Annotated in this window: 25 protein-coding genes and 1 riboswitch; of the genes, 7 read left to right on the top strand and 18 right to left on the bottom strand. The window is 72.9% G+C overall.

Annotated features, from left to right (window positions below; translation table 11 throughout):
* From ACIP64_RS33635 to ACIP64_RS33620, 4 genes are all read right to left on the bottom strand, one after another.
* A partial coding sequence (locus ACIP64_RS33635; RefSeq protein ID WP_401594343.1) for an electron transfer flavoprotein subunit alpha/FixB family protein occupies positions 1 to 557 on the bottom strand: 557 nt, incomplete at its 3' end.
* Positions 558 to 601: 44 nt separating this feature from the next.
* Positions 602 to 1,387 (bottom strand): electron transfer flavoprotein subunit beta/FixA family protein, encoded by a 786-nt coding sequence (locus tag ACIP64_RS33630; RefSeq protein WP_401594340.1) that lies wholly within the window; start codon positions 1,385 to 1,387, stop codon positions 602 to 604.
* 200 nt (positions 1,388 to 1,587) lie between these two features.
* A complete protein-coding gene (locus ACIP64_RS33625; protein WP_401594337.1) occupies positions 1,588 to 2,193 on the bottom strand; it encodes a flavin reductase family protein in 606 nt (201 codons plus the stop codon).
* A gap of 195 nt (positions 2,194 to 2,388) precedes the next feature.
* A complete protein-coding gene (locus ACIP64_RS33620; RefSeq protein WP_401594334.1) occupies positions 2,389 to 2,802 on the bottom strand; it encodes a TlpA family protein disulfide reductase in 414 nt (137 codons plus the stop codon).
* A gap of 87 nt (positions 2,803 to 2,889) precedes the next feature.
* On the opposite strand from ACIP64_RS33620, the gene ACIP64_RS33615 reads away from it, so the two are divergent.
* From ACIP64_RS33615 to ACIP64_RS33605, 3 genes are all read left to right on the top strand, one after another.
* A complete protein-coding gene (locus ACIP64_RS33615) occupies positions 2,890 to 3,306 on the top strand; it encodes a DUF4395 domain-containing protein (protein WP_401594331.1) in 417 nt (138 codons plus the stop codon).
* Between the two features lie 142 nt (positions 3,307 to 3,448).
* Positions 3,449 to 4,189, top strand: a complete 741-nt coding sequence (locus tag ACIP64_RS33610; RefSeq protein ID WP_401594328.1) for a lysophospholipid acyltransferase family protein — start codon at positions 3,449 to 3,451, stop codon at positions 4,187 to 4,189.
* A 352-nt stretch (positions 4,190 to 4,541) separates the two neighbouring features.
* Positions 4,542 to 5,615 carry a DUF3048 domain-containing protein gene (locus ACIP64_RS33605; protein ID WP_401594325.1) on the top strand — a complete coding sequence of 358 codons (1,074 nt, stop codon included), beginning with the start codon at positions 4,542 to 4,544 and terminating at the stop codon, positions 5,613 to 5,615.
* Between the two features lie 3 nt (positions 5,616 to 5,618).
* On the opposite strand, the gene ACIP64_RS33600 is transcribed toward ACIP64_RS33605, so the two are convergent.
* Together ACIP64_RS33600 and ACIP64_RS33595 are read right to left on the bottom strand one after the other, a co-directional pair.
* On the bottom strand, positions 5,619 to 6,014 hold the full coding sequence (locus ACIP64_RS33600; protein WP_401594322.1) for an STAS domain-containing protein: 396 nt from the start codon (positions 6,012 to 6,014) through the stop codon (positions 5,619 to 5,621).
* A gap of 134 nt (positions 6,015 to 6,148) precedes the next feature.
* Positions 6,149 to 7,315 carry a M24 family metallopeptidase gene (locus ACIP64_RS33595; RefSeq protein ID WP_401594319.1) on the bottom strand — a complete coding sequence of 389 codons (1,167 nt, stop codon included), beginning with the start codon at positions 7,313 to 7,315 and terminating at the stop codon, positions 6,149 to 6,151.
* A gap of 76 nt (positions 7,316 to 7,391) precedes the next feature.
* On the opposite strand from ACIP64_RS33595, the gene ACIP64_RS33590 reads away from it, so the two are divergent.
* Both ACIP64_RS33590 and ACIP64_RS33585 read left to right on the top strand, forming a co-directional pair.
* Entirely contained in the window at positions 7,392 to 8,018 is a 627-nt protein-coding gene (locus tag ACIP64_RS33590; RefSeq protein WP_401594316.1) for a uridine kinase, read from the top strand.
* 381 nt (positions 8,019 to 8,399) lie between these two features.
* Entirely contained in the window at positions 8,400 to 10,304 is a 1,905-nt protein-coding gene (locus tag ACIP64_RS33585) for an AAA family ATPase (RefSeq protein ID WP_401594313.1), read from the top strand.
* Positions 10,305 to 10,373: 69 nt separating this feature from the next.
* Here ACIP64_RS33585 and ACIP64_RS33580 read toward each other — a convergent pair whose 3' ends face one another.
* The 11 genes from ACIP64_RS33580 to ACIP64_RS33530 form a co-directional block, all read right to left on the bottom strand.
* Positions 10,374 to 11,471 carry a hemolysin family protein gene (locus ACIP64_RS33580; RefSeq protein ID WP_401594310.1) on the bottom strand — a complete coding sequence of 366 codons (1,098 nt, stop codon included), beginning with the start codon at positions 11,469 to 11,471 and terminating at the stop codon, positions 10,374 to 10,376.
* The gene (locus tag ACIP64_RS33575) at positions 11,468 to 12,808 is read right to left on the bottom strand and encodes a hemolysin family protein (protein ID WP_401594307.1); all 1,341 of its coding nucleotides are present in this window, start codon (positions 12,806 to 12,808) and stop codon (positions 11,468 to 11,470) included. The genes ACIP64_RS33580 and ACIP64_RS33575 overlap by 4 nt, the downstream gene beginning before the upstream one ends.
* Positions 12,809 to 12,943: 135 nt before the next feature.
* Positions 12,944 to 13,450, bottom strand: coding sequence for a PH domain-containing protein (locus ACIP64_RS33570; RefSeq protein ID WP_401594304.1), 507 nt, complete (start codon positions 13,448 to 13,450; stop codon positions 12,944 to 12,946).
* On the bottom strand, positions 13,447 to 14,301 hold the full coding sequence (hisG, locus tag ACIP64_RS33565) for an ATP phosphoribosyltransferase (RefSeq protein WP_401594301.1): 855 nt from the start codon (positions 14,299 to 14,301) through the stop codon (positions 13,447 to 13,449). The genes ACIP64_RS33570 and hisG overlap by 4 nt, the downstream gene beginning before the upstream one ends.
* Before the next feature lie 117 nt (positions 14,302 to 14,418).
* Positions 14,419 to 14,691: a phosphoribosyl-ATP diphosphatase gene (locus tag ACIP64_RS33560; RefSeq protein WP_401594298.1), complete on the bottom strand. Its 273-nt coding sequence runs from the start codon at positions 14,689 to 14,691 to the stop codon at positions 14,419 to 14,421.
* Positions 14,692 to 14,723: 32 nt separating this feature from the next.
* Positions 14,724 to 15,209 (bottom strand): 6,7-dimethyl-8-ribityllumazine synthase, encoded by a 486-nt coding sequence (gene ribH, locus ACIP64_RS33555; protein WP_401594295.1) that lies wholly within the window; start codon positions 15,207 to 15,209, stop codon positions 14,724 to 14,726.
* A gap of 84 nt (positions 15,210 to 15,293) precedes the next feature.
* Positions 15,294 to 16,583, bottom strand: coding sequence for a bifunctional 3,4-dihydroxy-2-butanone-4-phosphate synthase/GTP cyclohydrolase II (locus ACIP64_RS33550; protein ID WP_401594292.1), 1,290 nt, complete (start codon positions 16,581 to 16,583; stop codon positions 15,294 to 15,296).
* Positions 16,580 to 17,236 (bottom strand): nicotinamide mononucleotide transporter family protein, encoded by a 657-nt coding sequence (locus ACIP64_RS33545; RefSeq protein ID WP_360914799.1) that lies wholly within the window; start codon positions 17,234 to 17,236, stop codon positions 16,580 to 16,582. The genes ACIP64_RS33550 and ACIP64_RS33545 overlap by 4 nt, the downstream gene beginning before the upstream one ends.
* Positions 17,233 to 17,850 carry a riboflavin synthase gene (locus ACIP64_RS33540; RefSeq protein ID WP_401594288.1) on the bottom strand — a complete coding sequence of 206 codons (618 nt, stop codon included), beginning with the start codon at positions 17,848 to 17,850 and terminating at the stop codon, positions 17,233 to 17,235. Before ACIP64_RS33540 ends, ACIP64_RS33545 begins: the two co-directional genes overlap by 4 nt.
* Positions 17,851 to 18,915 carry a bifunctional diaminohydroxyphosphoribosylaminopyrimidine deaminase/5-amino-6-(5-phosphoribosylamino)uracil reductase RibD gene (gene ribD / locus ACIP64_RS33535; RefSeq protein ID WP_401594360.1) on the bottom strand — a complete coding sequence of 355 codons (1,065 nt, stop codon included), beginning with the start codon at positions 18,913 to 18,915 and terminating at the stop codon, positions 17,851 to 17,853.
* A gap of 197 nt (positions 18,916 to 19,112) precedes the next feature.
* Positions 19,113 to 19,243, bottom strand: a riboswitch (FMN riboswitch).
* A 325-nt stretch (positions 19,244 to 19,568) separates the two neighbouring features.
* The gene (locus ACIP64_RS33530) at positions 19,569 to 20,777 is read right to left on the bottom strand and encodes an ROK family protein (protein ID WP_401594285.1); all 1,209 of its coding nucleotides are present in this window, start codon (positions 20,775 to 20,777) and stop codon (positions 19,569 to 19,571) included.
* A 127-nt stretch (positions 20,778 to 20,904) separates the two neighbouring features.
* Here ACIP64_RS33530 and ACIP64_RS33525 point away from each other — a divergent pair, with 127 nt between their 5' ends.
* Together ACIP64_RS33525 and ACIP64_RS33520 are read left to right on the top strand one after the other, a co-directional pair.
* Complete coding sequence (locus ACIP64_RS33525; RefSeq protein WP_401594281.1) at positions 20,905 to 22,122, top strand: MFS transporter; 1,218 nt, start codon at positions 20,905 to 20,907, stop codon at positions 22,120 to 22,122.
* A 10-nt stretch (positions 22,123 to 22,132) separates the two neighbouring features.
* Entirely contained in the window at positions 22,133 to 22,669 is a 537-nt protein-coding gene (locus ACIP64_RS33520; protein WP_401594278.1) for a GNAT family N-acetyltransferase, read from the top strand.
* A 577-nt stretch (positions 22,670 to 23,246) separates the two neighbouring features.
* Here ACIP64_RS33520 and ACIP64_RS33515 read toward each other — a convergent pair.
* Entirely contained in the window at positions 23,247 to 24,119 is an 873-nt protein-coding gene (locus tag ACIP64_RS33515) for a helix-turn-helix transcriptional regulator (protein WP_401594275.1), read from the bottom strand.
* Positions 24,120 to 24,148 lie beyond the last annotated feature (29 nt).

The raw sequence follows: 24,148 nt of genomic DNA, 5'->3' as shown, positions 1-24,148 counted from the left end.
CGCGACACCACCCGCGCACCCGTAGCCAGCGCACCGAAGGTCACCGCAAGCTCCTCCACCGCACCCGCCGCCCCGACAGCCTCCACCGGCGCCGAATTCGGCTTCACCGTGATCACCGGCACGCCGGACGTCACCCGCGACCGCGTCGTGAACGACGCCGCGAACACCGACTGCGTGGCCACCGCACCCCCATCACCGGCCACCACATCCACCGCGTCCGTGATCAAACCCGACCCCAGCCGCAACGCCAACCGCGCCGCGACCTCCTTGCCCTCACCCGACGACGCCACCAGCACCGCCACCGGACCCACCACCTTCGCGGCCGCCTCCAAAGCATCCACCTTCGGCACCACCAAATACTCCGCGAACTCCGAAGCCTCACTCACCAGCACCCGCACCGCACCATGCGCACCCAGCACACCCGCAGTCGACCCAGCACCAGCACCCAACGCCACCGCCACCGGCTCACCCAGCCGACGCGCGATCGTCAACAACTCCAGCGTCGGCTTACGCACCGCACCATCCACATGGTCCACAAAGACCAGGACTTCACCCATCAGAAAACTCCCAGCGGATCAGAAACGAAGACTGCGACGACTGCTCAGATGAACTTCTGGCTCACGAGGAACTCCGCGAGCTGCCTGCCGCCCTCGCCCTCGTCCTTCACGATCGTCCCGGCCGAACGCGCCGGACGCGCCGCCGCCTCCACAACCTCGGTCCACGCACCCGCCAGACCGACCTGACCCGCATCGATCCCCAGGTCCGACAGGTCCAGGGACTCCACCGGCTTCTTCTTCGCCGCCATGATCCCCTTGAACGACGGATACCGCGCCTCACCCGACTGGTCCGTCACCGACACCACCGCCGGCAACGCCGCCTCCACCTGCTCACTGGCAGTGTCACCGTCCCGGCGCCCCGACACCGTCCCACCGGCGACCGCCACCTGCGACAGCAACGTCACCTGCGGCACACCCAACCGCTCCGCCACCAACGCCGGCACCACACCCCCGGTCCCATCGGTGGACGCCATCCCCGTCACCACCAGATCGAACCCCACGTGCTCGACCGCCTTCGCCAGCACCAGCGACGTCGCCATCACATCAGACCCGTGCAAGCCCTCGTCCTCGACATGCACCGCCTTGTCCGCACCCATCGACAACGCCTTGCGCAACGCGTCCTTCGCATCCTCAGGACCCACCGTCACCACCGTCACCTCAGCATCCCCCGACGCCTCCGCGATCTGCAGCGCCTGCTCCACCGCATACTCGTCCAACTCCGACAGCAGCCCGTCCACCGCATCACGATCCGTCGTCAGATCCCCCGCGAAATGACGATCCCCCGTCGCATCGGGCACGTACTTCACCGCTACAACGATCCTCAAGCTCACGTGTGCTCTCCTACTACTGCGTCGGGGTACGTCAACTGCCCAGTAAGGGCAGCATAGGCGCCTTGGACGGCTGCTCCCCGCCGGGACGCTGCGGCGCTCCGGCAGAAATATTACTCGCCAGTACAGTCCGCCCCCTCCCCCTTCGCAAGGGTGGTGGACTGTGACGTTGCCGACGCGGCCGGGCGGCTCCGCGGCCATGCTCAGTGGCGCAACGTGTTGAATCTGCCCTGGTGGTAGAGGAGCGGCCGGGCGGGGCCGTCCGGGGCGCCGGCGACGGCCTGCGCGATCACGACGCGGTGGTCGCCGGCGGGTATCCGGGACACGACGCGGGCGACGAGCCAGGCCGAGACGTCCTCCAGCAGGGGCACGCCGTACGGACCGGGGGCCCACGCCGTGGGCGGGGCGAAGCGGTCGGCGCCGCTGCGGGCGAAGGTGGCCGCGAGGTCCTCCTGGTGCTCGCCCAGGATGTGGACCCCGAGGTACGCGGCATCGGCGACCGTCCGCCAGGCCGAGCCCGTGGTGCTGATGCCGAACGACACGAGGGGGGGTTCCGCCGAGACGGACGTGAGCGAGGTGGCGGTGAAGCCGACCGGGCGCGTGCCGGCCGCGGTGATGACGGCGACGCCCGCGGCGTGGCGGCGGAAGACCGAGCGGAAGGCGTCGGAGCCGAAGACGTCGGACGCCGGGCTCTCCTCGCCGGCGGCGGATCCCGGGGAAACGGGAACAGCGCCCTCCGGGTGCGCCGCTGCGGGCAGTTCGGTCGGGGCGGGACTGGCCTGGGTGCCGAGATCGGGGGACGCGGTCATGGAGTTGTCCTCTTGGTGCTGTCGAGCCGGAGGCGTGCTGGCTTGCGGATGCTCAGCGGCGGTGACAGCGGGCGCTCGCGTGCCGACCGAGGTCGACGTCGAAGCGGGCGAAGAGAAAGAGGTCTCGCGACATAACGTCAGACTGACAATCAGGGTGCCGCGCCGTCAAGAGCGCACGGAGGGGTGGGACGGGCGTCATACCGCGGCGCCGAGGGCCGCGATGACGTCGGCCTTGCGGGGCTGCCCCGCCGCGCGCCGGACGATCGCGCCGTCCGCGTCGAGCACCAGGACGGTCGGGGTCTTGAGGATGCCGAGCCGCCGGACGAGGTCGAGGCGCGCCTCCGCGTCGATCTCGACGTGCGCGACCCCGTCGACCATCCGGACGACGTCCTCCAGGGTGCGTCGCGTCGCCCGGCAGGGGGCGCAGAACGCGCTGGAGAACTGGACGAGCGTGGCCCGCTCGCCGAGCGCCGCGCCGATCTCACCGGCCGTCAGCAGTTCCGCGGTGTCCTTGTCCCGCACACGTATCCTTCCGTCGCGCCGCCGGTGCACCAGTCCGAAGACCCCGGCCGCGGCCAGCACCGCGACGCAGACCACCAGTCCCGTCATGTCCGTCCTCCCCGCGATTGCAGCGTTCACAGGACTGCCATGATTCCCGGGGGTCCAGCCGGGCCGCCGTCCGGAATCATGACTGCCATGAGCACTCACGCCATTGATGCCCGAGGACCGCGGTTCGCCGCAAGCCTGACGACGGTCGTGCTGGCCGCCGTTCTCGTCACCGGCAGCGGCTGGCTGCTCGCCGTCCAGGCGCTCGTGTTCGCGGTCGGTGCCGCGCTGGGTGTGCAGCACTCACCCTATGGCCTGCTGTTCCGCACGGTGGTCCGCCCCCGGCTGGGCCCGCCGACCGAGACCGAGGACCCGGCGCCCCCGCGCTTCGCGCAGGCGGTGGGTCTGGTGTTCGCGGTGATCGGGCTGGTCGGCTGGTTCGCCGGCCCGCAGTGGCTGGGGATGGCGGCTACCGGTTGCGCGTTGGCGGCGGCGTTCCTCAACGCGGTGTTCGCCTACTGCCTCGGCTGCGAGATGTACCTGCTGGTGCGTCGTACGACCGGGTGACGTGATGAGAATCTCGCCCGGGCGCGGGCACGCGGGATGACACGGCACCCGTTTACGGTGCACGATCAGCCCGCGGTCGCAAACCTACGGCCGCGTAACTTCCACCGGGGGCCACCCCCTACGAAGAAAAGGGGCCCCACGCATGGCCGAACTCGTCTACCCACCCGTCATCGGCTTCGCGCGCACGATGTTCCGGGTGCAGGGCCTGCGCTTCGACATCTCCGGTACGGAGCACGTGCCGCGCAACGGCGGCGCGCTGCTGGTCAGCAACCACATCGGCTACCTTGACTTCATCTTCGCGGGTCTCACGGCGCTCCCTGCCAAGCGCCTGGTGCGCTTCATGGCCAAGGAGTCGGTGTTCCGGCACAAGGTGTCCGGGCCGCTGATGCGGGCGATGAAGCACATCCCGGTGGACCGTTCGGAAGGCATGCACGCGTACAAGCACGCCCTGTCGGCGCTGCGTTCCGGCGAGATCATCGGGGTCTTCCCCGAGGCGACGATCTCGCAGTCGTTCACGCTCAAGTCCTTCAAGTCGGGCGCGGCGCGCCTGGCGATGGAGGCCGGGGTGCCGCTGCTGCCGGTCGCCCTGTGGGGCACCCAGCGCATGTGGACCAAGGGGCAGCCGCGCCAGCTCGGCCGCAACCGCTTCCCGATCTCGATCCGCGTGGGCGAGCAGATGGAGGCGGGCGAGAACGAGAAGCCCGGTGCGCTCACCCGCCGTCTGCGCCTGCGCATCCAGGAGTTGCTGGAGGACGCGCAGCGCGCCTACACCGGCCGCCCGTCCGGTCCCGACGACCACTGGTGGCTGCCCGCGCACCTCGGCGGTACCGCGCCCACCCCCGAGGCCGTGGCCGCCCAGGAGCGGACCGCCGCGGAGGGCTGACAGGGCGCCCGCGCTGCGGCGTCATCGCGTGCGGCGGACCAACGGGCGTCGATCCCGGGCTTGTTGCCGCGCCGGTCCCGATGGGCGGCGTGCGCGCCGTACGACGCATGGAGGCATGGTCGGCCCCGGCATAGTCATGCGGAGCCGGGGCCGCCGCTTGCCGGCGCTTGCCGCCGCCTCCCGCCGGGCGGTCGTATCGCGCACGGCCGAGCACCCTGTCCGCCGCCGCCCGGTCGGCCGACGTGGCGCTCTGGGGAACCGGCTCCCTGTGACGGATACTGGAAAAGGCAAGGCAGTTCGGCAATTGATTTTCCTGTAGCGGTATATCTATGCAGTCCGAGAGGTGGCTGTGGTGGACCGTGGAGGAAGACGCGCCACGAACCCGACCGTCACGGGCGCACTGGCCGTGCTCGCGGTGCTGGCCGTGCTGATCGTGCTCGTCTGGGGGATACTCGCCCGCCACGGCGGCCCTGACCGGGCGTCGGACGCGCCCGGCCGCGGCACTCCCCCGGCGGCCACGCCGTCCGCGTCCCCGCTGCCGTCCCGGTCGGCCGTGGGCGAGCGCTCGCCGTTCACGGGACTGCCGCAGGACCGGGCCCACCCCGTGCTCGCCGTGAAGATCGACAACGTCGGCCCGGCCCGGCCGCAGACCGGGATCGACCGGGCCGACCTGGTGTACGTGGAGGAGGTCGAGGCGGGACTCACCCGCATCCTGGCCGTGTTCTCCGGGCCCCCCGCCGACCTGCCGGACCGCGTGGGGCCGGTGCGCAGCGCACGCGAGTCGGACCTGGAGCTGCTGCGCCAGTTCGGCCGGCCCGCGCTCGCCTTCTCCGGCGCGCAGAGCAGGCTGCTGCCGGTGATCGCGGCCGCACCGGTGCACGACGTCTCACCCGCCCACGCCGGTGGGGCCTACGCGCGCGACGGCTCCCGTCCCGCGCCGCACAACCTCTACGCCTCTCCGGCGCGGCTGCTCGCCGCCGCCCCGGACGCCTCGACCGCACACGACATCGGCTTCCGCTTCGGCCCCGCGCCCTCCGGCGGCACGGCCGCGACCACCCGCACCGTCCGGTTCCCCGCCGGTTCGGCCGGCCTGCGCTGGTCGGCCGAACGTCAGCGCTGGCTGGTCTCGTTCGACGGCAGGCCCGCCTCGGCGACGGGCTCGGGGCAGCTCGGCGCGCCGACGGTCGTGATCCAGTACGTGACCGTGCGTGCCTCGCGCTACCACGACCGCTGGGGCAGCATCTCGCCGTACAGCGAGACCGTCGGTTCGGGCGACGCGGAAGTGCTGCGCGACGGGAAGGCGTTCCGGGCGCACTGGTCGCGTCCCGAAGCGGACGACGGGACGCGGTTCACCACCGGGCAGGGCGCGCCGATGGCGTTCGCGCGCGGCCCGGTGTGGATCGTGCTGGCGCCGCGTCCCTCGTAGACCTCAGGCGATCGCGCCCCCGGTGGCGGCCGACGGGCCGGGGGTGCCGCGTGCGGCGAGCGCCGAGGCGAGGTCGGCGTGGACGGTGAAGACCCCGGTCGTCCGCGTCAGCCGTAACAGCCGCAGCACGGGCGGGTTGTCGGCGACGAGGCCGAAACGCCCGCCGCGCTCCAGAGTGCGCCGGCGTGCGCGGATCAGCACGGAGAGGCCGCCGCAGTCGAGAAAGCCCACCCCTCGCAGGTCCACCACGAGGTCGAGGTGCGGCCCGGCGCATGCCTCGTCCAGGCGTGCGCCGACGCTTTCCCCCGCGTACAGATCGAGCTCCCCCCACACCTCCACCACGGTGGCGCCGCCCACCACCCACTGACGCACCCCGAAGTCGTGCTCGTTGTCGAACAAAGCCGGCCCCCCGACTCCCGCACCCTGCTGGGCCCCTGACGCTCCGGCGTACGCCGCGCGCATTTCGGCGCGCCGCGCACACCCCCGTGCGTCCGGGATACCCCCCAGCGGTACCCGGCGTCAACACATCGGGACTAACCCGGCAGGACCACCAGTTCCCGGGCGGTCTGGTTGAGCCGCTCCCCGCCCTCGGCGGTGCAGACCGCGATGTCCTCGATGCGGGCGCCGAAGCGGCCCGGCAGGTAGATCCCCGGCTCGATGGAGAAGGCCATGCCGGGCTCCAGGGGTCGCGCGCTGCCCGCCACGATGTACGGCTCCTCGTGGGTCTCCAGGCCGATGCCGTGGCCCGTGCGGTGGATGAAGTGCTCCCCGTACCCGGCCGCGGCGATGATGTCCCGCCCGACGGCGTCCAGTTCCTCCGCCGTCACCCCCGGGCGAACGGCCTGGGTCTGGGCCTGCTGGGCGGCGAGCAGCACCTCGTACAGCTCACGGAACTCCGCGGGCGGCTCGCCCACGGCGTAGGTGCGGGTGGAGTCGGAGCAGTAGCCCTCCTGCGTGGTGCCGCCGATGTCGACCACGACGGGGTCGCCGCCGCGGATGACGCGGTCGGAGACCTCGTGGTGCGGGCTGGCGCCGTTGGGACCGGAGGCCACGATCACGAAGTCGACCGTGGTGTGGCCCGCTTCGAGCACGGCCTCGGCGATGTCGCGGGCGGCCTCCCGCTCGGTGCGCCCGGCGGTGACCCACTCGCCGATGCGGCGGTGCACGCGGTCGATGGCGGCGGCGGCGCGCCGCAGCGCGTCGATCTCGGCGGGTGTCTTGCGCATGCGCAGTTCCCGCAGCACCTCGCCGGCCAGGCTCTGCTCGGCGCCGGGCAGCGCGGCGCGCAGGGCGAGCACCTTCTCCGCCCACATGTGGTTGTCGACCGCGACGCGACCGCCGCCCGCGGTCCGCGGCAGACGGCGGGCGACGAGCGCGTACGGGTCCTCGGTCTCGGCCCAGCCGACGATCTCCACGCCGAGACTGCCGAGCGGCGAGAGCTCGGCGCCGGGCTTCTCCAGTTCCGGCACGACGAGGAAGGGCTCGCCGAGCACCGGCAGCGCGATGCAGACCAGGCGCTCGGTGAGATGGGCGTGGTAGCCGGTCAGATAGCGCAGATCGGGCCCGGGGGACACAAGGAGCGCGTCGAGGCCGGCGTCTGCGGCGGCCTTGCGGGCCAGTTCGAGGCGTTCGGCCGGGTAGAGGGGCGCCGAGGGGGCGCCATGGCCGGGAGCAAGGGGGGTGTCGGTCACGACTCTCACCGTAGACGCCCCTGGCGCCCGGCGCAGGCCGCCCGCGTCGGCCGCCCGCGTCGGCGCAGGTCGTAGGCTTGCCAGGATGGACGATCACACCGCTCCCGATCCGCTCCCGGCGCTCGCCGCCCTGCTGCGCTCGCTGCCGCCGTCCTGCGGGCCGGTGCGGCTGGTCGCGGTCGACGGGCACGCCGGCGCCGGGAAGACGACCTTCTCCGCCGCGCTGTCCCGGGCGCTCGGCGGGGCGCCCGTGGTGCACCTGGACGATCTGGCCACCCATGACGAGCTGTTCGCCTGGACGGACCGGCTCCGGGAACAGGTGCTGGAACCGCTGAGCCGGGGCAGGACGGCGCGGCCCGCGAAGTACGACTGGGTGGCGCGGCGCTTCGGCCCGCTCGTTGAAGTGCCCCCGGCACCGGTGGTCCTCGTCGAGGGAGTGGGCGCGGGACGTCGGGCGGTGCGGCCGTGGCTGACGCGCACCATGTGGCTGGACGTGCCCCGCGACACGGCCAGGGAGCGCGGTGAACGGCGGGACGGCCCGCAACTCGCCGGTTTCTGGGCCGGATGGATGCGCGCGCAGGACGCCCATTTCGCCGCCGACCCCACGCGTCCCTTCGCCGACCTGCTGGTGCGGCAGGTGGCAAATGGGTACGAGATACGTGAATCACCCTCCGGAACACCCCTGGCGCACACGGCCACTCACCCAGCGTGACCACGCTCGGCGGCCGCGCCGGCCCCCTCCGGCAGGCCCCCGGGCGGGGCTCCGGGGCGGCTTGACCCGGGGGCCGTACAGGACTTACGTTCTGAATGCGCGGTCATGTACGACCGCCCCACGACGCGAAGCCCCCGGTTGTTCCCCCGTGACCGGGGGCTTCGTTCTGCCCTGGACGGGTGATCCGGCCCCGTACGGCAGCGAATTGCTCACCCAACGTCACGGTCCGCGTGGCTCTACGGCCTGTCCCGCCTGCACGGGTACCATGCGATCGGGGTGCGAGGAGATGCGTCCGCGGTGCGCACCCTGTATCAACTCCCGCCCCGGGACGTGTGGTTGGGGCGGTGGGAGACACCGGGGGGAACGGTTGGTGGGGACCTGATGGATTTCGGCACGGAACACCCCGGCTCCCCTGCCGATCTCGCCTGGGTGCGGGCAGTGGACGCCTACACCATGGGTGCGTACGCCCAGGCCGAGGAGGAGTTCCGGGCGGCCGTCCGGCTCGACCCGGGCATGGCCGACGCCTGGCTCGGGCTGCACGCCCTGCGTGCGGACACCGCCACCGCGCTGCTGCAGATGTACCGGCACCGCGACCGCTTCGGCGAGCAGCGCCGGGCCCGCCGCCGCTCCATGAACTCCTGGTACTGGCTGGGCTGGTGGGTGCAGCCCGTCCTGGAGACCCGGCGCGACCTGCTGCTCGCGCACGCCTCGCACTGGCTCGACGGACGCCACATCGCCGAACTGGACCGGGCGCTGGCCGAGTGCCCGCCCGTCGACACCGACCCGCACGTCCGCTTCCTGCACGCCTGCCGGGCCTACCTGGTCAAGGACTGGGACCAACTGGTGCGCCACACCGAGCCGTTGCTCGGCGACGGCGTCCTCGGCATCGAGGCGGGCCTGTTCGGCGGCATGGCCAGGGTGCGTCTGGAGCTGTACGGACAGGCGGAACCGCTGCTGGTCACCGCGCTGATGCGGTGCCGCAGCGAGCAGCCGCAGCGCAAGGAGCTGCGCTACTGGCTCGCCCGCGCCTACGAGGGCACCGGCCGCACCGCCGCCGCGCTGCCGCTGTACCGGGCCGTGCACCGCGTCGACCCCGGTTTCATGGACACCTCCGCACGCCTCACGGCCATCGACGAGGCGGACGGCCTGGGCGACGAGTCCGCCGACTACGCCTCCGTGGCCATGCCGGGCTTCGGGCAGACCGCCCCCGAGGGGCTGTTGCCCGACCCCGATCCCCTGGACGCGCGCGGCGGCACGATGGGCGTCGCGGGCGGCGGTACGGGCGGCTCGGTGCTGGACGACCCGCTCGGCGGCACCGGCCCGATCGACGACGACATCCGGGAGAAGGCGGTCCTGCCCGTCTCCCCCATCGCGCCCCAGGTGCCGGTGATCGCGCCCGACCCGGTGCTGCTCGCCCAGGCGCTGGCGGAGCTGGACCGCATGGTGGGTCTCGAACCGGTGAAGCGCCAGGTCCGCGCGTTGTCGGCGCAGCTGCGCATGGCCCGGCTGCGTGCCGGGCAGGGTCTGCCGGTGCAGCCCCCGAAGCGGCACTTCGTCTTCTCGGGACCGTCGGGCACGGGGAAGACCACCGTCGCCCGCATCCTCGGCCGGGTCTTCTACGCCCTGGGGCTGCTCGGCGGCGATCATCTGGTGGAGGCCCAACGGGCGGACCTGGTCGGGGAGTTCCTCGGCCAGACCGCGGTGAAGGCCAATGAGCTGATCGACTCCGCCCTCGGCGGGGTGCTGTTCGTGGACGAGGCGTACGCCCTGTCCAACTCCGGCTACAGCAAGGGCGACGCGTACGGCGACGAGGCCCTCCAGGTGCTGCTCAAGCGCGCCGAGGACAACCGCGACCGCCTCGTGGTGATCCTGGCGGGCTACCCGGAGGGCATGGACCGCCTGCTGGCGGCCAACCCGGGGCTCGGTTCGCGCTTCACCACCCGCGTCGACTTCCCGAGCTACCGCCCGCAGGAGCTCACGGACATCGGCGAGGTCCTCGCCGCCGACAACGGCGACCGGTGGGACGAGGAGGCGCTGGAGGAACTGCTGGCGATCAGCGGCCATGTCGTCGACCAGGGCTGGATCGACGAACTCGGCAACGGGCGCTTCCTGCGCACGCTCTACGAGAAGAGTTGCGCCTACCGGGATCTGCGCCTGTCCGGCTACGCGGGCCCGCCGTCACGCGACGACTTGTCGACGTTGCGGCTGCCCGATCTGATGCAGGCGTACGGCGAGGTGCTGTCGGGCCGCGGTCCGGGGCTGTCTCCGCCGGAGCCGCTGGACTGAGGGTTCCGGGCCGGCCCGTACGGCCCGCGCACGAAGAAGGGCCCGGGCGGTCGCCCGGGCCCTTCCGCGTCAGCTCGCCAGCGCCTGGGAGGCGTGGACGCTCTCCCGCTCGGGAGCCGCGGGCTCCCGGTCGGCGTCCGTCTCCCGGTGGGCCGGGTCGCGGACCTCGCCCACCAGCATCTCCAGTACGTCCTCCAGGGCGACCAGCCCCAGCACCCGCCCGCTCGCGTCCGCGACCGCCGCCAGGTGCGACGCGGCGCGCCGCATCTGGGTCAGCGCGTCGTCCAGTGGCAGCTCGGCGCGCAGGGTGGCCATCGGCCGCCAGAGCCGCGAGGGCACCGGGCGGTCCGGGTCGTCCAGGTCGAGGACGTCCTTGACGTGCAGATAGCCGAGGTAGACACCGTCCGGCCCGGCCACCGGGTAGCGGGAGTAGCCGGTGCGGACCGTCAGCTCCTCGATCTCCGCGGAGGTGACCGTCGCATCGACCGTGACCAGTTCCTCCGGGGCCAGCAGGACGTCGGTGACCGGGCGGCTGCCCAGCTCCAGCGCGTCCTCCAGGCGTTCCTGCGCGTCGTCGTCGAGGAGTCCGGCCTGCCGGGCGTCCTCGACGAGCGCGGTCAGCTCCTCGCTGGTGAAGACCGCGTCGATCTCGTCCTTGGGCTCCACCCGGAACAGCCGCAGGATGATCCTGGCGCTCCAGCCCAGCACCGCGATGACGGGCCGGAACAGCCGGGCGAAGCCCACGAGGCCCGGGCTCAGCCAGAGCGCGGTCTTCTCGGGCGCGGCCATGGCCAGGTTCTTCGGCACCATCTCGCCGATGACCAGGTGGAGGAAGACCACCACGGCCAGGGCGATCACATACCCCGCCGGATGGACCAGGCCCTCCGGGAGGTGGACGGCCACGAAGAGCGGCTCCAGCAGATGGGCCACGGTCGGCTCGGCGACCGCGCCCAGCGTCAGGGAGCACACCGTGATGCCGAACTGGGCGGCCGCCATCATCTGCGGCAGGTTCTCCAGACCGTGCAGCACGGTTCTGGCGCGCCGGTGGGTGCCGGCGAGGGGTTCGATCTGGCTGCGCCGTACGGAGACCAGCGCGAACTCGGCACCGACGAAGAAGCCGTTGCCCAGCACCAGCAGGGCGGCGAGGAACAGTTGCAGGAAGCTCATCGGTCGCGCTCCTGCCCCGCCTGCGGCTCGTCGAACCCGACGCGCACCAGGCGAACCCTTTCGGCACGGTGGTGCGCCACTTCGCGCACCCGCAGCTCCCAGCCGGGCAGCACTGCCGTGTCACCCGGTTCCGGGATGCGTTCCAGCAGGTCGGCGACGAGACCGGCAACGGTCTCGTACGGGCCCTCGGGCGCCTCGAGTCCTATGCGCTCCAGCAGGTCCACGCGGCAGCCGCCGTCGGCGTCCCACGCGGGCCGGCCGCCCTCGGCGGGCACCTGGGCCAGCTCCGGGAGGTCCGCCGAGTCGTGCTCGTCGCGGACCTCGCCGACGAGTTCCTCGACGATGTCCTCCAGGGTCACCACGCCGGCCGTGCCGCCGTACTCGTCGACCACGACGGCGATCGGCTGCTCGCGGCGCAGCCGCTCCAGCAGCGGCTGGACGGGCAGCGTCTCCGGGACGAGCAGCGGCGCCACCGTGATGCGCCCGACCGGGGTGCGGTCGCGCTCGTGGGCCGGGACGGCGAGGGCGTCCTTCAGGCTCGCCATGCCGACGATGTCGTCCAGCCGCTCCCGGTAGACCGGGAAGCGGGACAGCCCGGTGGCCCGGGTGAGGTTGACCACGTCGGCGGCGGTGGCGGTGTCCTGGAGGGCACTGACCCGCACGCGCGGTGTCATCACGTTCTCCGTCGTGAGGTCGCCGAGCGAGATCGTGCGGACGAAGAGATCCGCGGTGTCCTGCTCGATCACCCCCGCCTGCGCGGAGTGCCGGGCGAGGGAGACCAGCTCGGTCGGGGTGCGGGCGGAGGCGAGCTCCTCCGCCGGTTCGACGCCGAGGGCGCGCACCAGGCGGTTGGCGGCCGCGTTGAGCAGTTCGATCACCGGGCGGAACGCGGCGGAGAAGACCCGCTGCGGTCCGGCCACGAAACGGGCCACCTGGAGCGGGCGGGAGACCGCCCAGTTCTTGGGCACCAGTTCGCCGACGACCATCTGGACGGCCGAGGCGAGGATCATGCCGATGACCACCGCGATGGCGGGCGCGGCCCCGGAGGGCACGCCGACCGCGGTGAGCGGCCCGGACAGCAGGTGGGCCAGCGCGGGCTCGGCGAGCATGCCCACGACCAGCGAGGTGATCGTGATGCCGAGCTGCGTGCCGGAGAGCTGGAAGGAGAGCTTGCGCAGCGACTCGACGACGCTGAGCGCCCGTCGGTCGCCCTCGGCGGCCGCGCGTTCCGCAGCCGGCCGCTCCACGGTCACCAGGCCGAATTCGGCGGCGACGAAGAAGCCGTTCGCGAGGATGAGGACAAAGGCTGCCCCGAGGAGCAGCAACGAGGTGTTCATGCCGCCGCTCCGGGATGTCGGTGCGGAGGGGCGGCGCAGGTACTACCGGACGGTCCGTCCATCGTGGCTTGGGTGTCACTCCTCGGGTCGTTGCGGGGTTCCAGAGTAATGAAGAATCGGGGCGGGGCGGCAGGTCTACTGCGCCGAGGTCCCGCCCGAGCCGTGGACCTCGGCCAGCGCGCGCAGCCCCCGCGCGTCGCGCAGGGCGCCGGCGCGGCCGATGCCGGGCTGAATGCCCATGGCCGCCAGGCTCGTTCCATCGGCCAGATCGAGGTAGACCCAGGGATCGCCGGGGCGCAGATTCACCCGGATCACCTGCGCCCATTCCAGTCGGCGCCTGGTGGTGAGATTGACCACGGTGACGCCGTCGCGGTCGGCGACGACCTTGGGACGGCTGAGCAGCACGAGCACACCGGTGACGAGCACACCGGTGAGGACCATCCAGGCGCGGTCCGAGGTGTGCCAGGGCCGGGCCCCGTCGGAGGGCAGCAGGACGGCGATCGCGACGAACGCCGCGAGCAGCCCGGCACCCAGGGTCAGCAGCACCGCGCGGGTACGCGTGGGCCGGAAGGTGACGGGCAGCTCGGGGAGGTCCGCGGACACGGCGGGGCCGGCGGCCGGGGCGCGATGGGCGGGGTTCACAGGCGGCAGGCGTGGATGCCCGTGGTCAGGATCGCCCGGGCCCCCAGGTCGTAGAGCTCGTCCATGATCCGCTGGGCGTCCTTGCTGGGGACCATGGCGCGCACGGCGACCCAGCCCTCGTGGTGCAGCGGGGAGACGGTGGGCGACTCCAGGCCGGGCGTCAGGGCGATGGCCCGCTCGACGTGCTCGACCCGGATGTCGTAGTCCATCATCACGTAGCGCCGGGCCACCAGGACGCCCTGGAGGCGCCGCAGGAACTGCTGCACCTTCGGCTCGGCCGTCGTGTCGGCCTTGCCGGTGCGGCGGATGACGACGGCCTCGGAGTCCAGGATCGGCTCGCCCACGACCTCCAGGCCCGCGTTGCGCAGCGACGTGCCGGTCTCCACGACGTCGGCGATGACCTGCGCGACACCGAGCTGGATGGCGGTCTCGACCGCGCCGTCCAGCCGGACGACGGAGGCCTCGACCGAGTGGTCGGCCAGGTGCCGCTGAACGACCGTCGGATAGGACGTGGCGATCGTCAGGCCCCCGAACTCCTTCACGTCCGTCACCGTGCCCGGCACGGTGGCGTAGCGGAAGGTGGAGCGGGCGAAGCCGAGCTGGAGGATCTCCTCGGCGTTGGCGGCCGAGTCCAGCAGCAGGTCGCGGCCCGTGATGCCGATGTCGAGGCGGCCGGAGCCGACGTACACGGCGATGTCGCGCGGGCGCAGGTAGAAGAACTCGACGTCGTTCTCGCCGTCGACGAGGACGAGTTCCTTGGTGTCCTTGCGCTGCCGGTAGCCGGCCTCATGCAGCATCGCCGACGCAGGTCCGGACAGTGAACCCTTGTTGGGGACGGCGATGCGCAGCATGAGCGAGTTCCTTTGCAGCTCGGCGTAGGGCGGGACGGAGGGACCGGAAGAACCGGAATGACGAGAAGGACGAGAAGGACGGTGAGGTCGGGGAGGGGACGCGCAGGGTGGCGCTGCTCACAGATGAGCGTATACGTCGTCCAGGGCGATGCCCCGGGCGACCATCATCACCTGCAGGTGGTACAGCAGCTGGGAGATCTCCTCCGCGGTGCGGTCGGCGCCCTCGTACTCGGCGGCCATCCACACCTCTGCGGCCTCCTCGACCACCTTCTTGCCGATCGCATGCACGCCCTTGCCGACCAGTTCGGCGGTGCGGGACGTGCTGGGGTCGCCAGTGGCGGCCTTCTGCTGGAGCTCCGCGAAGAGCTCCTCGAATGTCTTCTTGGCCATGGTGGTCCCACCCTACGCGGAACTGCCCTACCTCACCGCCACGGCTCGGACACCGAACGCAGGATCGTCGCCGTGGCGACCGCGGCGGTGACCGCCTCGTGCCCCTTGTCCTCGTTGGAACCGGGAAGTCCGGCCCGGTCCAACGCCTGTTCCTCGGTGTCGCACGTCAGCACGCCGAACCCGACGGGCACGCCGGTGTCCACCGAGACCTGGGTCAGCCCCTGGGTGACGCCCTGGCACACGTACTCGAAGTGCGGCGTGCCGCCGCGGATCACGACGCCGAGTGCGACGATCGCGTCGTAGCCGCGGTCGGCCATCGCCTTGGCGGCGACCGGCAGTTCGAAACTGCCGGGCACCCGGATCAGGGTGGGCTCGTCGATGCCCAGGTCACTGAGCGCGCGTACGGCGCCGTCGACCAGCCCGTCCATCACCTGCTCGTGCCACTGGGCCGCGATGACGGCCACACGCAGGTCGCCGCAGTTCTTCACGGACAGTTCGGGGGCGCCCTTACCGCTCACGTGCGTCTTCTCCTTGCTCGATGCTGTCGATGTACTGGTGCTGCTGGTGGTGCTGGTGGCCCGGGCCGCCGTACCGGGACCGGACTACTGGTTGTGGTAGGCGGCGCTCGGGGCCGGGTCGAGCCACGGCAGGTCGTGGCCCATGCGGTCCCGCTTGGTGCGCAGATAGCGCAGGTTGTGCTCGCCGGCGGCGATGGGCATGGCCACCCGCTCGGTGACCTTCAGGCCATGGCGCGTCAGCGCGTCGGTCTTGTCGGGGTTGTTCGTCATCAGGCGCACGGAGACCACGCCGAGGTCGGTGAGCATCTGGGCGGCGGCGCCGTAGTCGCGGGCGTCGGCGGGCAGGCCGAGCTCCAGGTTGGCGTCGAGGGTGTCGCGGCCGCGCTCCTGGAGTTCGTACGCGCGCAGCTTGGACAGCAGCCCGATCCCCCGGCCCTCGTGGCCGCGGAGGTAGACCACGACGCCGCGGCCCTCGGACGCCACTCGTTCGAGCGAGGCCTGGAGCTGCGGGCCGCAGTCACACCGCTGGGAGCCGAACACGTCGCCGGTCAGGCACTCGGAGTGGACGCGGGCCAGCACGTCCTCCCCGTCGCCGATCTCGCCCGCCACGAGCGCGATGTGCTCGATGCCGTCGGCGGAGTCGCGGTACCCGTAGGCCCGGAAGTCGCCGTAGGCGGTGGGCAGACGGGTCTCCGCCTCGCGGCGGACGGTGGGCTCGGCGGAACGGCGGTGGTCGATGAGGTCCTCGATCGAGATGATGGCAAGACCGTGCTTGCGGGCGAAGGTCATCAGGTCGGGAAGACGGGCCATGGTGCCGTCCTCGTTGGCGATCTCCACGATCGCCGCGGCGGGGCGCAGACCGGCCAGCCGGGCCAGGTCCACACCGGCCTCGGTGTGGCCGTTGCGGGTGAGCACACCGCCGGCCCGGGCGCGCAGCGGGAAGACATGGCCGGGCCGGACGAAGTCGCCGGGCGCGGTGCCGCCGGTGGCGAGCAGCCGGATGGTGGTCGCCCGGTCGGCGGCCGAGATGCCGGTGGTGACGCCGTGGGCGGCGCTGGCGTCGACGGACACGGTGAAGGCGGTCTTCATGGACTCGCTGTTGGAGGCCACCATCTGCGGCAGCTCCAGCCGGTCCAGGTCGGCCTCCTCCATCGGCACGCAGATCAGTCCGCGGCACTCGGACATCATGAAGGCGACGATCTCGGGCGTGGCCTTCTCGGCCGCGATGACGAGGTCGCCCTCGTTCTCGCGGTCCTCGTCGTCGACGACGACGACCGGGCGGCCGGCCGCGATGTCGGCGATGGCGCGCTCGACGGTGTCCAGGACGATCGGCTCGTCCTTCACCTCGTACAGGCTGTGCAGTGCGGTGCTCATGCTGCTGCCGCTCCTTCCAGGGCAGGCGCCTTGGGGCGCGGGACGCGGGTCTGCTGCCACCAGGCGTGCATGCCGGCGATCACCAGGACGAAGTAGAGGACGTAGACGAAGGCGGAGAACTTCAGGCCGCTGTTCCAGGCCAGCGGGACGCCGACGACGTCGACGGCGAGCCAGGCGAACCAGAACTCCACCCAGCCGCGGGCCATGGCGACCATCGCGGCGACGGTGCCGACGAAGATGTATGCGTCGGGCCAGGGGTTCCAGGACAGCGACGGGTAGAGGGTGAACAGCCCCACGACCGCGAGGAGGCCGGCGACGGTTCCGCCGGCGAGCAGGCCCCGCTCCCGCCACGTGGCGAAGCGGATCGCGATCCCTCCGGAGCCGCGGGCGCCGCGGCGCCACTGGACCCAGCCCCACACGGCGACACCGATCACCAGCAGCTGCTTGCCGACGCCGCCGGTGAGGTGCGCGGACCAGTTGGCCGCCACCAGGACGACGCCGGACAGCAGTTGGACGGGCCAGGCCCACACCGACCGCCGCCAGCCGAACGCGAGCCCGGCCAGGCCGAGGCTGTTGCCCACCACGTCGGTCCACAGGAAGTCCTGGCCGAACGCGGAGAAGGCGGACCCGTTCAGGGCGTCGAGGGCACTCACCGCTCCGCCGCCCTCGGTGTCGTGGCACGGTCCCCGTACAGCCGCTCGACGTACTTGGCGATGACGTCGACCTCGAGGTTCACCGGGTCGCCGGGCTGCTTGAAGCCCAGCGTGGTCAGGCCGAGGGTGGTGGGGATCAGGCTGACGGTGAAGGAGTCGGGGCCGGCCTCGACGACGGTCAGGCTGATGCCGTCGACCGTGATGGAGCCCTTCTCGACCACGTAGCGGGACAGCTCCTGCGGCAGCGAGATCCGGACGATCTCCCAGTGCTCCGCGGGGACGCGCTCGACGATCGCGCCGGTGCCGTCCACGTGGCCCTGGACGAGGTGGCCGCCGAGGCGGCCGCCGAGGGCCATGGGGCGTTCCAGGTTGACCTTGCCGCCGGCGCGCAGCGCGCCGAGGCTGGACCGCTTGAGCGTCTCGGCCATCACGTCCGCGGTGAACTCGCCCTCGCCGGTCTCGACGACGGTGAGGCACACGCCGTTGACCGCGATCGAGTCGCCGTGCTTGGCGCCTTCGGTGACGAGCGGGCCGCGCAGACGGAAACGGGAGGCGTCGCCCAGGTCCTCGACGGCGACGACGTCGCCCAGCTCTTCGACGATTCCGGTGAACACTCAGTTCTCCTCAATTCGGCTCGGGTATGCGGTAATACGCAGGTCGGGGCCGATGTGTTCGGTCGCGGCGACGTCGAGCCGCAACGCCTGCGAGATGGTCGTGATTCCCGCGTCGCCGAGAGCGGCCGCTCCGGCGCCGAGCAGGACGGGGGCGAGGTAGCCGACGACCTTGTCGACGGCCCCCGCGGCGACGAACGCGCCGGCCATCGTGGGCCCGCCCTCGAGGAGTACGGAGCGGACGCCGCGGCCGTGGAGCTCGCCGAGCAGCGCGTGCACGGCGATCCCGTTGCCGGTGCGCGGGAGCCGCGCGATGTCGACGCCGGGCAGGTGCTCGGTGTCGGCGTCCTCGGCGACGGCGATCAGGGTGGGGGCGGCGTCGTCCAGGACGCGGGCGCCGGGCCGGATCTTGGCGTTGGTGTCGACCACGACGCGCAGCGGCTGGGTGAAGGAGCCCGTGAGACCGCGTACGGCCAGATGGGGGTCGTCGGCGCGCAGGGTGCCGGAACCGACGACGACGGCGTCGGACTCGGCGCGCAGCCGGTGGACGTCGGCGCGGGAGGCCGCGGAGCTGATCCAGCGGCTCGTGCCGTCGGCGGCCGCGATCCGGCCGTCGAGGGTGCTCGCGTACTTCCACACCACGAAGGGGCGCCGTTCACGGGTGGCGGTGAGCCAGACCTCGTTGCCGCGGGCGGCCTCGGCGGCCAGCAGGCCGCTCTCCACGTCGACCCCGGCGGCGCGCAGGGTGGCGCCGCCGCCGGTGGCCGCGGGGGTGGGGTCGCCGACGGCGTAGACGACACGGGAGACCCCGGCGGCGATCAGCGCCTGCGCGCAGGGGCCGGTGCGGCCGGTGTGGTTGCACGGTTCCAGGGTGACGACGGCGGTGCCGCCGCGGGCGGCGTCCCCGGCGGCGCGGAGTGCGTGGACCTCCGCGTGCGGGCCTCCGGCCTGCTGGTGCCAGCCCTCTCCCACCACCTGTCCGCGGGCGTCGAGAATCACGGCGCCGACGACGGGGTTGGGGCTGGTGGAGCCCAGTCCGCGGGCGGCGAGCTCTACGGCCCGGCGCATCGCGTCGGCTTCACCTGGTGTGGCCACCGGGTCCTCCTGCCTCTTCGGGCACGGACTCCGGGGCTGCGCGGGAAACGGAACGGGGATACGGATCCGGGGGACGCCGGGTCGGAGGGGTGGCCGCGCAGGTCCGTGTCGTCGTATCCGGGGACACGCACTCGCGCTGCCGCCGACGGCGGCGTACCGGTTCCTGCCCGCCGCGCACTGCCTCCCATCCGGACTTTAACCGTCGGTCCAGGAATCTCACCTGGTCAACCGGCCGCTGGATGCGGACGGGTCGCGGACTGTAACCGCCGGTTCGGAGTTTCACCGACCCCGGAGTGCGCTGAACGTCACTGGTACTGCACTCAGTCTGCCACGGACGATCGATGCATATGCAATGGCTTGCTGTGGGGTCTCTCACACACCGGTGGCCCGCACCCATTGACGCCACTGGTCTAGTCCTCTTAGTCTGCCGCCAACGCCCTTGCCGGGCAGCCCCCTTCGGAGGTCCGCGGTGCCCCACGCACCCGCGCCGCCACGGCCCGGCACCAGGACGGACCCGACCGCAGACGCCGACTCCGCCCCGACCGCGGGCTCCCGCGGACCGCCGACACATCCCCCCACACACGCCCGGCGGCGGAAGGGCGTCTCCCCCGCCGTCGGGCCGGACGTCACACGTCCGGACTGAACAGCGCGTCCTGCGCGGCGTCCCGCGCCGACAGCAGGGCGCCGCGGAGCACGGCACTGCCCGTGACCGTCCCCGCCCGCACCTCGGTCGGCAGCGGGGACATGCGCGCGAGCCGCTCGGCGACCCGGGCGGCCAGGTCCCCGGCCCCGGCCCGGCCCACCTCGCCGCCCAGGACGACGCATCCCGGGTCGAGCACCGCGCAGACCGCCGCGACGCCTATGGCCACCCGGTCCGCCAGGGCGTCCAGGAACAGCTCGCCCCGCTTGCCGCCCGTCCGCGCCCCGGCGACCACCGCCTCCGCCGCCGGCGCGTCGTCCTCCTCCCCCGGCACCGGAAGCCCGTGCGCGCGGGCCAGCGCGCATACGGCCGCGCTCCCGGCCAGCGAGTGGAAGCCGCCCCCGCACCCGCTCGCCGTGGGCAGCTCGAACGTCCCGGGAACCGGCAGGAAGCCGATCTCCCCCGTGCCGCCTGAGGCACCGCGGCGCAGCACACCGCCCAGCACCACCGCGGCGCCGACACCGTGGCCGAGCCACAGCAGCACGAACGTCTCGCGGTCGCGGACCGAACCGAGCCGCTGCTCGGCGACGGCGGCGAGGTTGACCTCGTTCTCCAGCAGCACCGGCGCGTCGATCCGCCGGCGCAATTCGGCCACCAGGGCGGAGTGCCAGGCCGGCAGCTGGCCGGTGGCGCGCAGCTCACCGGTGGCCGGGTCGACCAGGCCCGGCGCGCCGACGGCGATCGTGTGCAGCGCCGTGGCGCCCGCGCGCCGCGCGGTGCGCTCCAGCAGGGCGACCGAGCGGGTGACCGTCCGCCGCGGGTCGCCGAGCGGGTCGACGGGCAGCACGGCGCTGCCGATCGTGACGCCCAGCAGGTCGGCGACCTCGATGGCGACGCTGTGCGTGCGCACGTCGAACGCGGCCAGATGGGCCCGGTCGGCGACGATGCCGTACAACCGCGCGTTGGGGCCGCGCCGGTCGGCGCCCGTCTCCCCGACGACCGCCACCAGGCCCGCCTCCTGCAGCCGCTCGACGAGGTCGGCGACGCTCGGCCGGGACAGCCCCGTCAGCTCCTTGAGCTGGGACGCGGTCAACGGGCCCTGACCCTGGAGCAGTTCGAGTGCCAGCCGGTCGTTGATCGCACGGGCCGTACGGGGGGACGCGGTACGGCCGACGAGCGGGCGGAGGGCACTCATGACGGGGATCCTTCCAGAAGCCCCGGCCCGAGGGCCGGGAACGGCTGCATTCCGGCTATCTTTCAGGAAGCCTGCCTGTTAATTTACAGAAGCGGGACCACGGGGCGGGACACTGGGAGGGATCACCATGGCGACGACCACGACGAGGAAGACCGAGCCGCGGCTGCGACGGGCCCATCTGGCCGTCGCCGCGATCTTCGCCGTGCACGGCTCCGTCAGCGGCAGCTTCGCCACCCGCATCCCCTGGATCCAGGAGCACGCGGGCCTCAGCGCCGGACAGCTCGGCTTCGCCCTCGTCTTCGCCGCCGTAGGCGCCTCCGCCGCCATGCCGCTCGCCGCGCGCATCGCCCACGTGCTCGGCATGCGCGCCGCGCTGCGCGTCCTGATCGGCCTGTGGTGCGCCTCGCTGGCGCTGCCCGCCCTCTCCCCCGGACTGCCCTGGCTGTGCGGGGCGATGCTGGTCTACGGCGCCTCGGCGGGCATGGCGGACGTCGTCATGAACGCCCAGGGCGTCGAGGTCGAGGAACGCCTCGGCCGGTCGATCATGTCCGGGCTGCACGGCATGTGGAGCGCGGGCGCGCTGATCGGCTCCCTCGTCGGCGTCGTCGCCGCCCACGCCGGACTCGACGCGCGCGTCCACCTCGCGACCGTCGCCGCCGTACTCGTCGCGACCGGGCTGCTGGTCTGCGGCGGCGTCCTGGACCTGCGGCCCGCCCAGCACGACGAGGCCCCCGCCCGCTTCGCGCTGCCGCCGCGCTCCGCCCTCGTCATCGGCGCGATCGGCTTCTGCGCCGTCTTCGCGGAGGGCGCCAGCATGGACTGGAGCGCGGTCTACCTCCGTGACATCACCGCGGCCTCCCCCGGCGTCGCCGCCGCCTCCTACACCGCCTTCGCCTGCACCATGGCCGTCTCCCGCCTCCTCGGCGACCTCGTCGTACGCCGCTTCGGGCCGGTCCGCACGGTCCGCGTCGGCGGCGTCCTCGCCACCGCGGGCGGCGTCCTCGTGGCCACCGCCGCCAACCAGATCGCGGCCATCGCCGGCTTCGCCCTCCTCGGCGTCGGCATAGCCGTCGTCGTACCGCTGTGCTTCGCCGCGGCCGGCCGCAGCGGGCCCAACCCCAGCCAGGCCATCGCGGGCGTCGCCACCGTCACCTACACCTCCGGCCTCGTCGCGCCCGCCGCCATCGGCTCCATCGCGCAGGCCAGCTCCCTCCAGGCCTCCTTCGGCCTGGTCACCCTGCTGGCCGCCGGGCTCACCCTCGGCGCGGGCGTCCTGCGCGCCGCCGGCACGTCGGCGGCCCAACCCGCCGACAAACCCGTCGCCGTGGCCGCGCCCCGTGTCTAGCCTGCACGACATGCGGATCTTCCTGGAGACGGAGCGGCTGCGCCTGCGGCACTTCACCGACAGCGACACCGACGCCGACCACCTCATCGGCCTCGACAGCGACCCCGAGGTCATGCGCTACCTCGGCAGCCCCACCCCCGCCGACGTCATCCGCCACGACGTCCTCCCGCGCTTCGCGCGCTCCCAGGTGTGGGCCGCCGAGGAGCGGACCACCGGGCAGTTCATCGGCTGGTTCGCCCTCACCCCGCGCGACGGCGGCCCCGCCGACGACCTCGAACTCGGCTACCGGCTGCGGCGCGCGGCGTGGGGCCGCGGCTACGCCACGGAGGGCGCCCGGGCGCTGGTGGCCAAGGCCTTCACGGACCTGGGGGCGCGGTGTGTGTACGCGGAGACAATGTTCGTCAATGCGCGGTCGCGGCGCGTGATGGAGAATGCGGGGCTGTCCTTTGTGCGGGTCTTTCACGAGCAGTGGGAGGCGCCCTTGGCGGGCGCGGAACACGGGGAGGTCGAGTACGCCGTCCTCCGCACGGACTGGCCCTCCCCGTAGGGCCTTTCCCGGGTTTTTCCCCGCCCGCCCTCCCGTGTGCCCTGTGAAGTCAGGTGCCCCGACGCAAGTGGTGTGGGGGCCGGGTGCGGGCCCTCCGGGGCTGCCATTCTGGACAGCACATTTAGGTGCCTCAGGCGCTCTCCGCTGCCTGCCCCGGGTTGTGCACCCAAATATGCTCCAGTGTCCAGAACGCCACCCTCCCCCAGCTACCGCTGGGAGGTGCCCCCACCTCCCCCGCCCCCTCCGTCTCGCCATGCGCCTGATCCGCGGAGGGTGGTCTGAAGCGGCACCGTGCTCGGGCACCCGTAGGCGCCGCGCCGTCCAAGTACGCAGCCGTCACCGCCTACAGCACCCCCACCGGCCGTAAGTCGCCCCAACGACCCCGGGAGGGGGTGCGCCGGGGTCCGCCCGCAGGCGACGAGCGGCGACCGCAGTACACGAATTGCAGGCGTAAACCGCGAGCGCCGAGGACGGATCCCGGAGCGGCGCCGACCCCACAACGCACGCAGCGCAGGGCCCGCACTTACCGCGCCGGGCAATCGGGAGGGAGGGCGGGGAAAAAACCCAGGCAGCCAGGTCAGCCGACCGCCAGGTCTTGCAGGCCCACGACCTTCAGCAACCGCAACCGCTCGTACGACTCCGTCCCCACCCCCGCACTGTGCACAATGAGCCGCTGCCCCCCTTCCGCACTGACCAGCACCTCGCAGTCGAGTTCGAGCATCCCCACGACCGGGTGCCGGAACCGCTTGGTCGCGAAGCGCCGGACCGCGACCTCGTGCGTGGCCCACAGGGCGGCGAACTCCGGGCTCGCGGCACGGAGTTCCGCGACGAGGGCGGCCGCGGCCGCATCGTGGGGGCGGGCGGCGAGGACGGCGCGCAGATGCGCGACGTGGGCGCGTCCGAGGTCGTGGTGGTCCTCGGGCGGGAAGAGTTCGCGCGCCGCGAGGTCGGTGAACCAGCGGCGGACGAGGTTGCGCTCGGCGGGCGGCCGGGCCGAGACGTCGCCGACGAGGGCGGCGGCCATGGCGTTCTGGGCAAGCACGTCGCCGAGGTCGCCGACGACTTGCGCGGGCGTGTCGTGGAGACGGTCCAGGACGAGCAGGAGCCCGGGCCGTACGTGGGTGGAGCGGTGTGCGTCGCGGGGCGGTTCCTCGCCGCCGAGGTGGAAGAGGTGGTCGCGTTCGTCGTCGGAGAGCCGCAGGGCCCGGGCGAGGGCGCCGAGGATCTGCCGGGAGGGCCGGGGGCCGCGGGCCTGTTCCAGCCGCGTGTAGTAGTCGGGGGACATGCCGGCCAGCTGCGCGACCTCCTCACGGCGCAGTCCCGACGTGCGCCGCCGGGCGCCGGCCGACAGGCCCACGTCGGAGGGGGCCAGGCGGGCGCGGCGGCGGCGCAGGAAGTCGGCGAGTCCTGCGCGGTCGAGGACGGGGCTGAGGTCGGGGTGCGGGTCCACGGTTCCAGGATCGCCCCGGGGCGCGGCCG

The organism is Streptomyces sp. NPDC088733 (assembly GCF_044751185.1).
In the GTDB taxonomy this organism is placed as follows: Bacteria; Actinomycetota; Actinomycetes; order Streptomycetales; family Streptomycetaceae; genus Actinacidiphila.
The sequence above is the reverse complement of the archived record's forward strand: the minus strand, read 5'-3'. Positions and strand labels throughout refer to the sequence as shown.